The 11,727-nt window shown below is 72.4% G+C and carries 13 protein-coding genes and 1 pseudogene; 6 read left to right on the forward strand and 8 right to left on the reverse strand.

Annotated features, from left to right (window positions below; genetic code table 11):
* Positions 1-20: 20 nt before the first annotated feature.
* Positions 21-1,625 carry an FAD-dependent oxidoreductase gene (locus tag KME80_RS21390; protein ID WP_246645328.1) on the reverse strand — a complete coding sequence of 535 codons (1,605 nt, stop codon included), beginning with the start codon at positions 1,623-1,625 and terminating at the stop codon, positions 21-23.
* A gap of 97 nt (positions 1,626-1,722) precedes the next feature.
* Positions 1,723-2,493, reverse strand: coding sequence for a TetR family transcriptional regulator (locus tag KME80_RS21395; RefSeq protein ID WP_219507700.1), 771 nt, complete (start codon positions 2,491-2,493; stop codon positions 1,723-1,725).
* 77 nt (positions 2,494-2,570) lie between these two features.
* Here KME80_RS21395 and KME80_RS21400 point away from each other — a divergent pair, with 77 nt between their 5' ends.
* The 4 genes from KME80_RS21400 (at position 2,571) to KME80_RS21415 (ending at position 5,605) form a co-directional block, all read left to right on the forward strand.
* The gene (locus KME80_RS21400) at positions 2,571-3,470 is read left to right on the forward strand and encodes an alpha/beta hydrolase (RefSeq protein ID WP_219507701.1); all 900 of its coding nucleotides are present in this window, start codon (positions 2,571-2,573) and stop codon (positions 3,468-3,470) included.
* Between the two features lie 44 nt (positions 3,471-3,514).
* Complete coding sequence (locus KME80_RS21405) at positions 3,515-4,072, forward strand: TetR/AcrR family transcriptional regulator (protein ID WP_219507702.1); 558 nt, start codon at positions 3,515-3,517, stop codon at positions 4,070-4,072.
* Positions 4,069-4,464: a DUF6463 family protein gene (locus KME80_RS21410; RefSeq protein ID WP_219507703.1), complete on the forward strand. Its 396-nt coding sequence runs from the start codon at positions 4,069-4,071 to the stop codon at positions 4,462-4,464. The genes KME80_RS21405 and KME80_RS21410 overlap by 4 nt, the downstream gene beginning before the upstream one ends.
* A gap of 118 nt (positions 4,465-4,582) precedes the next feature.
* On the forward strand, positions 4,583-5,605 hold the full coding sequence (locus KME80_RS21415) for a zinc-dependent alcohol dehydrogenase family protein (protein WP_219507704.1): 1,023 nt from the start codon (positions 4,583-4,585) through the stop codon (positions 5,603-5,605).
* Between the two features lie 99 nt (positions 5,606-5,704).
* On the opposite strand, the gene KME80_RS50520 is transcribed toward KME80_RS21415, so the two are convergent.
* The 4 genes and pseudogenes from KME80_RS50520 to KME80_RS21430 form a co-directional block, all read right to left on the reverse strand.
* Entirely contained in the window at positions 5,705-6,217 is a 513-nt protein-coding gene (locus KME80_RS50520; RefSeq protein ID WP_246645339.1) for a GNAT family N-acetyltransferase, read from the reverse strand.
* Positions 6,218-6,436: 219 nt separating this feature from the next.
* Positions 6,437-6,994, reverse strand: a pseudogene (locus tag KME80_RS50525) (class I SAM-dependent methyltransferase); the annotation flags it as partial.
* Positions 6,991-8,073, reverse strand: coding sequence for a ribosome small subunit-dependent GTPase A (gene rsgA / locus KME80_RS21425; RefSeq protein WP_219507706.1), 1,083 nt, complete (start codon positions 8,071-8,073; stop codon positions 6,991-6,993). The pseudogene KME80_RS50525 and the gene rsgA, both read right to left, overlap by 4 nt.
* A 219-nt stretch (positions 8,074-8,292) precedes the next feature.
* The gene (locus tag KME80_RS21430; RefSeq protein ID WP_219507708.1) at positions 8,293-8,448 is read right to left on the reverse strand and encodes a hypothetical protein; all 156 of its coding nucleotides are present in this window, start codon (positions 8,446-8,448) and stop codon (positions 8,293-8,295) included.
* Between the two features lie 342 nt (positions 8,449-8,790).
* Here KME80_RS21430 and KME80_RS21435 point away from each other — a divergent pair, with 342 nt between their 5' ends.
* On the forward strand, positions 8,791-9,798 hold the full coding sequence (locus KME80_RS21435) for a TerC family protein (RefSeq protein WP_219507710.1): 1,008 nt from the start codon (positions 8,791-8,793) through the stop codon (positions 9,796-9,798).
* Positions 9,799-9,823: 25 nt separating this feature from the next.
* Here KME80_RS21435 and KME80_RS21440 read toward each other — a convergent pair whose 3' ends face one another.
* Positions 9,824-10,477, reverse strand: a complete 654-nt coding sequence (locus KME80_RS21440) for a DUF305 domain-containing protein (protein ID WP_504739721.1) — start codon at positions 10,475-10,477, stop codon at positions 9,824-9,826.
* On the reverse strand, positions 10,405-11,265 hold the full coding sequence (locus KME80_RS21445; protein WP_219507713.1) for a lytic polysaccharide monooxygenase auxiliary activity family 9 protein: 861 nt from the start codon (positions 11,263-11,265) through the stop codon (positions 10,405-10,407). Before KME80_RS21445 ends, KME80_RS21440 begins: the two co-directional genes overlap by 73 nt.
* Before the next feature lie 262 nt (positions 11,266-11,527).
* Here KME80_RS21445 and KME80_RS21450 point away from each other — a divergent pair.
* On the forward strand, positions 11,528-11,727 hold a 200-nt coding region (locus KME80_RS21450; protein WP_372455373.1), incomplete at its 3' end, for a hypothetical protein.

The raw sequence follows: 11,727 nt of genomic DNA on the forward strand, positions 1-11,727 counted from the left end.
CCGTCCAGCGTCATCGCCGCTCAACCGGTGCGGCGCCGCAGCCTGAGCACGTTGTCCGTACGGGTGCCGGGGGTGCCGTCGGGGCGCGTCTGGACGCGCTCGTGCTCCTCGGCGAGCTCCACCTGCCAGGCGCCGTCGCGGAGCTCCAGGCTGCGCAGGACCTCCTGCGGGGTGGGGAAGTGCACGTCGGGGTGCGGGTTCTCCTCCCAGGAGGGGAACCCGGCGTGCCCGACGATCAGCAGCACCCCGCCCGGGGCGACGGCCTCGGCGGCCCGGCGCAGGACGCGTTCGCGGGGCAGCTCGGCGTAGGAGTGCAGGAAGTGCGCCGAGACCAGGTCGTAGACGCCTTCCGGGAAGGACCGGCCGAGGTCGTGCCGCTGCCAGTCGACGCGGTCGGCGACGCCCGCCTCGGCCGCCTGGCGGGCGGCGCGTTCCAGGGCCACGCCGGAGACGTCCACGGCCGTGACGCGCCAGCCGCGACCGGCCAGCCAGATGGCGTCGGCGCCCTCCCCGCATCCCAGGTCGAGCGCGGTGCCGGGCGGCAGGTCGGCGGCCTCGCGGACCAGGATGTCGTTCGGGTTGCCGCTCCAGACGCGGTCACTCTCGCTGTAGCGGGCGTCCCAGAACTCCTCCCCGCCGAGAACCTGAGTGCCGCCGTGCTCGGCGGGGTGGGTGCGGCGGGCGGCGACGGCCTCGCGGGTCTCCTCGGCGACGAGGTCGGCGTTGATCGCGCCGGCGGCCTTCACGCCCGCCGCGACCGAGCCGATGACGACCTCGGCGACGTTGGCGACGTTGCCGGCGACCCAGACGCCGGGCACCTCGGTGGCTCCCGTCGGGTCGGCGGCGATGTGCGAGCCGAGCACGTGCCCGGCCATCTCGTGGTCGACCGGCTCCAGGCCGAGCCCGGCCAGGACGCCCGCCCGCGCGGTGAAGCGCGGCGCGACGACGACGGCCTCGACCGGGACGACCCGCCCGTCGGCCAGGTTCACCCCGGTGAGCGCGTCGTCCGTCACCTCCAGCCCGGTGACCTTGCCGCCGACCACGGCGATGTCGCGGGCCGCGAGCTGTTCGAGGTCCTCGCCGGTCGGCGACGGCACGTCGTTGAGGAACAGCGTCACACGGTCGCTCCACTGCCGCCACAGCAGCGCCTGCCGCACGGCCATGGGGCCGCTCGCCAGCACGCCGATGCGCCGGTCGCGCACCTCGTAGCCGTGGCAGTAGGGGCAGTGCAGCACCTCGCGGCCCCAGCGTTCGGCGAGCCCGGCGACCTCGGGCAGCTCGTCGACCAGCCCGGTGGTCACCAGCAGGCGCGCGGCGGTGCGGGTGGTGCCGTCCTCCAGCTCCACGCGGAACCCGCCGCCGTCCAGCCGTTCGGCGGTCACGGCCACGCCGGTGACGATCTCGGCGCCGTACGAGGCCGCCTCCTCGCGGCCGATGGCCAGGAACTCCGACGGCGCGATGCCTTCGCGTCCCAGGTAGTTGTGCATTCCGGACGCCGGGGCGTTGCGCGGCAGGCCGGAGTCGATCACGAGCACCGAGCGGCGCGCCCGCGCCAGCGTCAGGGCGCCGCTCAGTCCGGCGGCGCCGCCTCCGACGACGATCACGTCATACTGCGTCTTCATCATGGCGTGATGGTGCGTAAGCCTCCGCCATCCTGGCAAACATTCTTGCTAAAACAGCAACGCGCCTCCGTTTGCTTGTTTCGAAATCAAAGTCTCATAATCATTTGTTTTTGAGACTGCGGTAGACGGTCGCTCTTGAGACGCCGAACGTGGTGGCGATCTCCTCGGCGGAGCGCCCCTCGGCGTGCATCTCGCGGGCCCGCGCGGTCTGCTCCGGGGTCAGCGCGGCCGGCCGCCCGCCGCTCCTGCCCCGCGCGCGCCCCCGCCCGGCGGGGACCTCCGGCGAACGGGACGCCTGCGGGGAGCGGGGCGGCTCGGACGGGCGAGGGGACTTGGGCGGGCGGGGCGGTTCGCCGAGCAGCGCGCGGGCGCCGTCCAGGATGAGGGCCCTGAGCCGGTCGGCGGGCACGTCGCGGAACAGGACCACCGGGTCGGCCAGCCCGGCGACCGCCTGCGAGGCGCGCACCCGCTGCTCCAGCCCGCCGCCCGACCCCGCCACCAGCTCGTTGGCCAGCGCGATCGCGGCGCGGAACCGCTCGGCCACCGGCGCCTGGACCAGCAGCGTCATGTCCTTGACCAGCATGGTGAGCGTCTCGCGGTGGCGCAGGTGCACGTCCACGTAGCCCTCGACGGCCCGCCACCGCACCTCGCCGGGGTCGCCGCACGCCTCGGCCTCGGCGAGCACCGCCTCCAGCTCGTCGAGCAGGGGCAGCGTGAGCTGGTGGAGGATCTCCTCCTTGGAGTCGAAGTGGTAGTAGAGGGCGGCCTTGGTGATGCCGACCCGGTCGGCGATGGACTGCATGGAGGTCGCCCGGTAGCCGCGGGCGGCGAACAGGGTCCTGGCGGCGGCGAGGATCCGCTGGGGTGTCATGGATCTCACTTACCTATGGTCAGTTCCGGGGCTAGAGTGCTTACCGACAGTCAGTCTACGGCTTCGAGGTGATCCGTATGTTCGAGCGGACCCAGGTGTCCTTCACCGTCGGCGGCGTCCGGTGCGCCGGCTACCTCTACCTGCCCGCGGGCGCCGGGCGGGTGCCCTGCGTGGTGCTGTGCCACGGCTTCAGCGGCACGATGGACCGCCTGTTCCCGTACGCGGAGGGGTTCGCCGGGGAGGGGTTCGGCGCGCTCGTGTTCGACTACCGGAGCTTCGGCGAGAGCGGCGGTGAGCCCCGGCAGCTTCCCGACCTCGCCGGGCAGCGCGCCGACCTGCGCGCGGCGCTCGCCTTCGCCCGCGCCCACGAGCGGGTCGACCCGGCGCGGGTGGCACTCTGGGGCAACTCGCTCGGCGGCGCGCACGCCATCGTCGTGGCCGCCGACGATCCCGAGGTCGCCGCCGTGGTCGCGCAGATCCCGTTCAACGGGTTCCCGAAAGGGGTCGAGAACCGCGACACCTCCCAGACCCTGCGGCTGATGAGCTCCATCGTGTGGGACGCGGTGCGCGGCAGGCTCGGGCTGAGCCCGCACTACATCCCCATGGTGGGCCGGCCCGGCGAGCGGGCGGTCACGGCCACCCCCGAGGCCGACGCGCACATCCGCACGCTGACCGGCGGGAACACGAAGACGCTGTGGCGCAACAGCATCGCCCCCCGGGCGCTGCTGGACATGATGCGCTACCGTCCCGCCGAGGCCGCGGCGCGGCTGCGCTGCCCGCTGCTCGTCTGCGCCGCCGCCGACGACCACGAGACGCCGCTGGAGACGAGCCGGGAGCTCGCGGACCGGGCGCCGCACGGCGAGCTGCGCGTCTTCCCCGGCACCCACTTCACCTTCTACACCGACCCCGAGCTGCGCGAACGCGTGGCTGTCGACCAGGTCGCCTTCTACCGCAGGGCGCTCGCGGAGGTCGGCTGACCCCCTCACCTCTCAGCACCATACGGTACGGTATGGTCGCTGGCATGGCGTCAAAACGCGACTGGCTGCGCACCGGGCTCCGCGTCCTCACCGAGGACGGTGCCCGGGCGCTGACCATCGAACGGCTGTGCGGGGAGCTCGACCTCACCAAGGGCTCCTTCTACCACCACTTCAAAGGCATGGCGGGCTTCAAGACCGACCTGCTCGCGCACTTCGAGGCCGAGCACACCGCGCGCTTCATCTCGGCGGTGGAGGAGGCGGAAGGGACCGCCGACGCCCGGCTGCGCGCCCTGGTCGACCTCGTCCTCGACGACGAGAGCGTCAGCGAGGGCCTGGACTCGGCGGTGCGCGCCTGGGCGCTTCAGGACGCCGAGGTGCGCGCCGTGCAGGAGCGCGTCGACCGCACCCGCATCGACTACCTGCGGGTGCTGTGGCGCGACCTCGGCGGCCCGGAGAGCGACGTGGACCCCATGGCCCACCTGCTCTACCTGGTCCTCATCGGCGCCCAGCAGATCATTCCGGCCGTCCCCGCGCCCCAGCTGCGCGACATCTACCAGCGCGCGCTGCGGCTGGCCCCGCGGAAGGAGGCGGAGCCCGCATGAACGCGCTGACCCGCTGGATCCCCCGGCTCGTCATCGCCACGGCGCTGCTCCACTTCGCCTGGGCGTTCGTCCAGCCCAACGCGTGGGGCGCGATCGCCGCCGACGGCTTCTACCGCAGCCTCGCCGACGACAGCGTCCCCGACTACTACGCCCGCGAGACGAGCGTGTGGTTCATGGTTGCCGGCGTCGCGCTGCTGGCCATGGGCACGATGGCGGCGCACATCCTCCGCACGACCGGGCGGCTGCCCGCGCAGCTCGGCTGGTACCTGCTCGTCCTCGGCCTCGGGCTGTGCGTCCTCTACTTCCCGGTCACGGGCGGCTGGCCGGTGCTCGTCATCGGCGTGCTCAGCCTTGTCGCCTCCCACCGCGCTCCCCAGCCGGCGGAGCGGTAGGCGCACAGCGGGGCAAAGCATCGGCCTGGGGACGGCCATCTTGTCCCCGGGCGCGGACCGCCCGGCCCGTTCCCGGTAAGAGGACGGGCATCCGCTGCCGTCTGAAGGAGATCCACTCATGCGTGGAGCAGTGCTGTACGCCCCGGGTGACGTCCGTGTCGAGGACCGCCCAGACCCGGCGATCATCGAGCCGACCGACGCGGTCATCCGGCTGACGGCCACCTGCGTCTGCGGCTCGGACCTGTGGCCGTACCGGGGCGTGGAGCAGGTGGACGGGCCCGCCCCGATGGGGCACGAGTACGTCGGGGTGGTGGAGGAGGTCGGCAGCCAGGTCACGACGGTCAGGCCGGGCCAGTTCGTGGTCGGCTCGTTCTGGGCCTCGGACAACACGTGCGAGATCTGCCGGGCGGGCTACCAGAGCGGCTGCGTCAACCGGGTGCTCATGGGCGCCCTCGGCACGCAGTCCGAGTTCGCCCGCATCCCGCTGGCCGACGGCACGCTGGTCGCCACGCCCGGCCTGCCGGACGCGGACCTGGTCCCGAGCCTGCTGGCCGCCTCGGACGTGCTCGGCACCGGCTGGTTCGCCGCGGTGGCCGCCGGGGCGGGGCCGGGCAGGACCGTCGCCGTCGTCGGTGACGGCGCGGTCGGCCTGTGCGCGGTCCTGGCCGCCAGGCAGCTCGGCGCCGAGCGCATCATCGCGATGAGCCGCCACGCCCCGCGCCAGGAGCTCGCCCGCCAGTTCGGCGCCACCGACGTCGTCACCGAGCGCGGCGACGACGGCGTGGCCGCCGTCAAGGAGCTGACGAACGGGCTCGGCGCCCACAGCGTCGTCGAGGCGGTCGGCACCCAGCAGTCGATGATGCAGGCCATCCGCTCCACCCGGCCCGGCGGCCACGTCGGCTACGTCGGCGTCAGCCACGACGTCGCGCTGCCCGGCGACGAGCTGTTCTTCTCCCTCGTGCACCTGCACGGCGGCCCCGCCCCGGTGCGCCAGTACCTGCCCGAGCTCGTCGAGCTGATCTGCGACCGCGCGATCGACCCCGGCAGGGTCTTCGACCTCACGCTGCCCCTGGAGCGGGCCGCCGAGGGCTATCGGGCGATGGACGAGCGCCGCGCCGTCAAGGTCCTCCTGCAGCCCTGACCCCACGCCCAGGGCGTGCGCGCCGCCCTGGACGCCGGGATCAATGACGACGGTGGTGGACGGCGGCCGGACTGTCCGGCCGCCGTCCACGCGCGTCCGTCAGACCCCGAACGCCGCCGGGTAGCGGATCGTGCCGGTCGGCACCGGGCGGGCCGGGTCGAGGGCCAGCGCCATCATGTACTTGTCCTCGACCTCGAACGGCGGCCGGATGCCGAAGCCGGACGCCGGGGTGAAGCCGAAGCGCGGGTAGTACTCGGCGTGGCCGAGCACCAGCACGAGGTTCTCGCCCTGCTCGCGGGCGGCGCGCAGGGCTCCTTCGATGGCGGCCGAGCCGGCGCCCGTCCGCTGGTGCTCGGGCGAGACCGCGCACGGGCCCAGGGTGAGCGCGGGCTCACCGTCGACGTGGCAGCGGGTCAGCAGCGCGAATCCGGCCAGCTCGCCGTCGGCCGTCTCGGCGACCCAGGACAGGCCGGGCAGCCACGCCTCGGGGTCGGCCCGCAGCGCCTCGACCAGGTCGGCCTCGTGCGCGCTGGGGAAGGCGGCGAGGTTGACCTCGCGGATGCGGGCGAGGTCGGCGGTGGTCTCGGGGCGGGTGATCCAGGAGGTGGTCATGGTGTCCGTTTCCGTGGTGGCCTGCGGGCGCAGGACGTAGCCGGTGTACTGGTATTCGGCGCCGTGGTCGCGGCGCATGGCGATCTCTTGGAGGGTGGCTTCGACGGCCTCGCGCATCCCGGGCACGGCCGGGTCGGCGGCGCGGGCCCGTTCGGCGAGCGGCGTGTAGTACTCGTCGAACCAGTCGCCGTCGGGGAGCGGGTGCACCGCGACGACGTCGTAGCCGGCGGCGCGGGCGGCGGCGGCGTTCTGCTCGTGGGTGCGCAGCCGGTAGTGGCCGTCCCAGAACGCGCGTGCCTCGGGCGAGGGGGAGCCGGTGCTCCACTCGCACTCGGTGACGACCAGCGTGCCGCCGGGAGCGAGCAGCCGCCGCCACACGCGCAGCGCCGTGTCGAAGCCAACGTTGTAGACGGAGCCTTCGGCCCAGATCAGGTCGAAGCTCCCGTCGGGGAAGGACAGCTCGGCCATCGACGCCCGCAGCGTGCGGACGGGCAGCCCGGCCTCGCGGGCGGCGAGGTCCAGGTCGTCGAGGAACGGCTGGTGCAGGTCGACCGCGGTCACCTCGGCGCCGGCCTCCCGGGCGAGAAGCAGCGCGGCCGGGCCCCGGCCGCAGCCGGCGTCCAGCACGCGCGGGCGCGCCGGCAGCGGCCCCGCCAGGTCGAGTAGGCGGCGGGTGGTCGCGTCGGAGCCTGGGCCCTCCCGGCGCAGGCCGTCGTGCAGGGCGAAGAACGCGGTCACGACCGGATCGGCCGCCGCGGGCGGCGTGTCGGCGGTCATGACTGCTGGTCCCTGAACTTGTAGGTGGCACGCAGATGGCTGGTGATGGCCTTCTGCCTGTCGGTGCGCTCGCCGCGCAGCCGGGCGTCGGTCCGCGCGGCGGCCCACGCGTTCTCGCGCTGCAGCTTGCGGTAGCTGTTCAGGCGGCGTTCGGTCAGCTCGCCCGCCTCGATGGCGGCCTGCACCGCGCAGCCTGGCTCGGTGTCGTGAGCGCAGTCGCCGAAGCGGCAGTCGCGGGCCAGCGCCTCGATCTCGGCGAAGGTCCGCTCCAGGCCGTCCGCGGCGTCGTACAGGCTGATCCCGCGCAGGCCGGGGGTGTCGATGAGGACGCCTCCGGACGGCAGCGGGACGAGCTCGCGGCGGACGGTGGTGTGGCGGCCCTTGCCGTCACGCTCCCGCACCGCGCCGATGGCGAGCAGGTCGTCGCCGAGCAGCGCGTTGCCGAGGCTGGACTTGCCCGCTCCGGACGAGCCGAGCAGGACCGTGGTGCCGCTCAGCGACGCGGTGAGGACGTCGATGTTCTGGCCGGTGGTCACGCTGGTGACCAGGATGTCGACGCCCGGTGCGAGCGTGGCAGCCTCGGCGCGGGCGGCTTCTGCGTCGGCGGCCAGGTCGGCCTTGGTGAGCACGACCAGCGGCCGGGCACCGCTCTCCCAGGCCAGGGCCAGCATGCGTTCCAGCCGGGCCCCGTCCAGCGGGGCCGCGAGCGAGAGCGCGATGGCGACGACGTCGACGTTGGCGGCCAGCACCTGCCCGTGGGAGGTGCCGGACGCCGACGAGCGGACGATCGCGCTGCTGCGCGGCAGCAGCGCCACCAGCTCCGGCTCGGGGCCGGGCCGCAGCGCGGCCCAGTCTCCGGTGCAGGGCGCCAGGAGCGGATCGGGGGAGTGCAGCGCCGCGAGACCGGCGCGTACGGGGCCGGCCGCGGTGACCGCGTCACAGCGGCCGCGGTCGACGCGCACGATCCGGGCCGGCATCAGACCGGCCGCCCGGTGAGGGGCGAAGTCTTCGTCGAGCGCGTCGGTCCACCCGTATCGGGTCAGACCGCCGTCGGATGGATCGGTGAAAAGTTGTGGCAACGTGAGACACCTTGCGGGAAGGGGCCCCGACGAGACGCAGGCATCACCCCGCCACGCAAGCCCGACGGCTTACGGCAAGGGGTGGAAGTGGGTCAGACCGGGGCCCGGGACGTGAGGAATGTCCGGGCGCTGCGCAGGGCAGCGGTCTTCACCGCGGTCATCAAACCTCACCTCCCTCCAGCCGAATCCGAACCAACGGCACGTAGCTTACCAGGTTCGTCAGTCCCGCCGTCCCGGCCAGTCCGGCCGATCCTCGACGGGGGTCGTACGGTGCCGGCGCTCGACGGGGGAGCGCGGCGGCCCCACCCACAGCACGGCGGCCGCGACCAGCGCGGAGAGGATCAGCAGGGCGCCCAGCAGAATTTCGAAGAACATGAGGACTCCTTCGGCCTCGACTGCGAGGACGAAGGTCTTCCCGCACCCTCCCGCGCCGGGAAGGGCCGTCCCGCCGGGCCTGCGGAGGCCGTGATGACGGCCGGGACGTCGGACGGCGGGTACTCCCCTCCGTGCTTCCTCCACTATCGTCCCGGGGCCCCGCACCGGTCAATCGGTCTCCCGGCGGTGGCTCGTACCGGCGGGTTCGCCTACCCTTGGGGGGCGAGGGGAGTACTTCCCAAGCGCCGGCCCGGTCAGTACGGACGTGACCTCGTCCCCGGGCGGCCGCCCGCGCGCCGCGGGTGAAGGAGACCTCGAACGGCTCTCGTTCGAGGAGGTTCCATGCTCGCTCCACCCGGTTCGATGACGGCTGCCCAGCTGGAGACGATCGGCTCACCCGGCCTGTGGGCGGTCACGATCGCCGGCCTGGTCCTGCTGCTGGGCGTCGACTTCGTCCTGACGCGGCGCCCGCACGAGGTGCGGATGCGCGAGGCGGTCGGCTGGTCGGTGTTCTACCTGGCGCTCCCGCTGCTGTTCGGCGTCTACGTGTGGAGCGCGTTCGGCGGCGGCGTGGCGGTGGAGTTCTACACCGGCTACGTGGTGGAGAAGTCGCTGTCGGTGGACAACCTGTTCGTGTTCATGCTGCTGCTGTCCGCGTTCGCGGTGCCGCGCGAGCTGGCCCAGCGGGTGCTGCTGTACGGGATCATCGGGGCGCTGGTGTTGCGCGCGGTGTTCATCGCGCTGGGCGCCGCGGTGCTGCAGAGCGGCACGTGGGCGTTCCTGCTGTTCGGCGGCATCCTGGTCGTCACCGCCTGGAAGATCCTCAAGGAGGCGCTGAGCGGCCGGGAGCAGCAGGTCGACATCGACTCGATGCGCTCGGTGCGCCTGCTGCGGCGGTTCATGCCGGTCACCGGCGACTACCGGGGCTCCCGCCTGACGGTCCGCGAGGGGGGCCGGCGCGCCCTGACCCCGCTCGCGCTCGCCATCGTGGCCGTCTTCGCCACGGACATCGTCTTCGCCGTCGACTCGGTGCCCGCGGTGTACGGCGTGACCGAGGACCCGTTCCTCGTCTTCGTCACCAACGCCTTCGCCCTGCTGGGGCTGCGCGCGCTGTACTTCGTGCTGCAGGGCGTACTGGAGAAGCTGCGGCACCTGAACCACGGGCTCGGCGTCATCCTCGGCTTCATCGGCCTCAAGCTCGTGCTGCACTGGGCGCACGGCATCTGGCCGGCGGTGCCGGAGATCCCCACGCTCGCCTCGCTGGGGGTGATCGTCGCGGTCCTGACGACCGTCACGCTCACCAGCCTGTACGCCAACCGGCGCGTCACCGCCCCACCCGTGGAGAGGTGACCTGCCGGTCAGCTCCGTTCGCCGGCTACGTCCGCTTGGCGGGTTCGCGCTTGAGCAGGGCCAGCATCTGCTGGATCTGCTCCTTGCGGGACGCCTCGACGCGGGTCGCCCACTGCTTCACCTCCGGGTTGGCGCCGCCTGCCGTTTCGGCGCCGGCCATCTGGACGGCGTCGTCCTGGTGGGCGATCAGCAAGTTGAGGAAGTCACGTTCGAAGCTCTTGGACTTCTTCAGGTCGGCGATCTGCTTCCGGTCGGTCTCCGGCATGCCGCCGTGGTGGTCGTGCGAGTCCGAGGCGGCGGTCAGGGGCTGCGACCAGGCGTGCAGCCAGCGCAGCATCATCTCGACCTCGTCCTGCTGGGTGAGCGCGATGGCCGACGCCAGCGTCTTCAGCTCCGGCGTCTTCGCCCTGGCGGCGCCCACTTCGGCGATCTCGATGCCCTGGCGATGATGCTGGACCATCATCTGGACGAACATCACGTCCTCGGCGTTGACCGGATCGCCTGCGGACCGGGTGGGTCCGCAGGCGACGGGGGGGGCCCGCAGGCGACGACCAGCAGCAGACTCAGGACTGTGGCGGTCCAGCGTGCCGCTGTTCCGGCCAATTCCTAGATCCGCTTCCAGAGGGCGGCCACGTTCGGCGGCTCCCAGCCGGTGAGGGCGGTGTGCGGCTGCAGGCACTCGTAGGTCGCGCCGCCGTAGGTGACCCGGTCACCCGTCCGGTAGGCCGTGCCCGCGCTCCACGTGCCGCCGGGCTGCGTCGACGTCGGCGTGGGGGTGGGAGTCGGCGTCGGGGTCGGGGTGGGCGTGGGGGTCGGCGTGGGCGTCGGGGTGGGGGTGGGCGTGCTGCCGCCGCCGAAGTCGACGTCCGAGCAGGTGTAGAAGGCCTCGTTGCTGCCGACCACGCGCTGCCAGATCGAGTAGAGGATGTGCCTGCCGCTGCGCTGGGGCAGGTTGATGGTCCAGTTCGTGAACGTGGTCGGGTTCTGGCCGTTGAACGTCTTGATGTGGACGAGGTCAGACCACTTGAGCGGCATGGTCGGGTTCCAGCCGTCGCGCGTGATGTAGAACTCGAAGTTGCTGTTGCCGTGCGGCGCGGACGCGTGGTAGGTCAGCGTGAAGTTTCCCGGCCGCACCTGGGTCGCGGGCCAGTCGGCGCGCTGCAGGTCGAGCCCGCGATACTTCTCGCGGCCCGCGCTGCAGAGCTTGCCGTCGGGGATGAGCTGGCGGTGCCGCCCGCCCGCTTCGAGCAGCGAGACCTCGTTCCAGTCGTAGAACGCCTGGGGCCCGCTGGCGGCCACGGCGGCCTTGCAGGCGTCGGACTTCGGCGCCTCGGGGCCTTCGTTCTTGCAGACGTAGACACGGCTGGGCGGGTTGGACATGGTTCCGTGGGCGTGGGCCGCGGAGGCCGGCAGCAGGACCAGCATTCCTGTGGCGGCGGTCATGGCGGCGACTGTGCTCTTGCGCACCTGTGCTCCTGGGGGGATGAGACAGGAATAAAAAGGAAACCTTCCTAAGAGTTAACGATATTTGACGGGCAGGCAACCTGTCCAGGTCAAGGCGCCGGGCTTCGGATCGGCGTGGAAGTTGACGAGTTCACCCCGCTGTGTCATCCTGAAGGCGGCACCGAGGTTGACGCTTATAGTAGGTGTGGACATCCGTTTCCTGTTTGCGTTATGCTGCTCCCTCGCGCTGCCCTTCCACGCCCTGGCTTCTGCCGGGGCGTTCGGCATGCGCGCAGTCCGATTCCGTCCGTGCCTTCCGGAAGGACATCTGTTGGCAGCCTCGCGCAACGCCTCCGCCATACCCGCCGGTCCCCGTCGCGTCTCTTTTTCGCGCATCCAGGAGCCCCTCGAAGTTCCTGACCTTCTCGCCCTGCAGACCGAGTCGTTCGACTGGCTGCTGGGCAACGAGAAGTGGAAGGGCCGGGT

The organism is Nonomuraea ceibae, assembly GCF_019396325.1.
In the GTDB taxonomy this organism is placed as follows: Bacteria; Actinomycetota; Actinomycetes; order Streptosporangiales; family Streptosporangiaceae; genus Nonomuraea; species Nonomuraea ceibae.

Bases quoted from the DNA above. Each gene is read 5' to 3' on its own strand.
- KME80_RS21405 (WP_219507702.1), top strand. From the start codon at position 3,515: ATGGCGTCAAAACGCGACTGGCTGCGCACCGGGCTCCGCGTCCTCACC.
- KME80_RS21430 (WP_219507708.1), bottom strand. From the start codon at position 8,448: ATGTTCTTCGAAATTCTGCTGGGCGCCCTGCTGATCCTCTCCGCGCTG.
- KME80_RS21400 (WP_219507701.1), top strand. From the start codon at position 2,571: ATGTTCGAGCGGACCCAGGTGTCCTTCACCGTCGGCGGCGTCCGGTGC.
- KME80_RS50520 (WP_246645339.1), bottom strand. From the start codon at position 6,217: ATGACCACCTCCTGGATCACCCGCCCCGAGACCACCGCCGACCTCGCC.
- KME80_RS21390 (WP_246645328.1), bottom strand. From the start codon at position 1,625: ATGATGAAGACGCAGTATGACGTGATCGTCGTCGGAGGCGGCGCCGCC.
- KME80_RS21410 (WP_219507703.1), top strand. From the start codon at position 4,069: ATGAACGCGCTGACCCGCTGGATCCCCCGGCTCGTCATCGCCACGGCG.
- KME80_RS21395 (WP_219507700.1), bottom strand. From the start codon at position 2,493: ATGACACCCCAGCGGATCCTCGCCGCCGCCAGGACCCTGTTCGCCGCC.
- KME80_RS21415 (WP_219507704.1), top strand. From the start codon at position 4,583: ATGCGTGGAGCAGTGCTGTACGCCCCGGGTGACGTCCGTGTCGAGGAC.
- KME80_RS21435 (WP_219507710.1), top strand. From the start codon at position 8,791: ATGCTCGCTCCACCCGGTTCGATGACGGCTGCCCAGCTGGAGACGATC.